This is a genomic window from Providencia sp. Je.9.19 (assembly GCF_051129765.1).
Lineage (GTDB): Bacteria > Pseudomonadota > Gammaproteobacteria > Enterobacterales > Enterobacteriaceae > Providencia.
On sequence record NZ_JBCPSS010000050.1, the window covers coordinates 1 to 314 of the forward strand.

Consider the following 314-nt stretch of genomic DNA (forward strand, 5'->3'; position numbering starts at 1 on the left):
CCGTGTTCCCCAGCGATAAGTCACAATCCGCCAGTTCAATCGCAAACCGCTGACCCAAGGTTCGTGCATTTTGGTATAAATACTTATCTACAATCGTCCCAAAATCGACCTGGATGTCTTCTGTCACTACCGTGCACGGCTCCGTCACTAACGTGCCGAACAACCGCACATTCGGCGCCGCTTCCGTACCACTGAGACTGCCCAACAACAGGGCGCTCAACAGGTATCCATTAATTTGATTCCGTATCATTATCGTCCTCGCCTATTGATAGTGGGCTTGCAAGGTGACTAACGTTTCAAAGCCCCCTTCCACC

Annotated in this window: 1 pseudogene; it reads right to left on the minus strand. The window is 51.0% G+C overall.

Annotated features, from left to right (window positions below):
• Window positions 1-250, minus strand: a pseudogene (locus AAZR93_RS21670) (fimbrial protein); the annotation flags it as partial.
• Window positions 251-314: the final 64 nt, after the last annotated feature.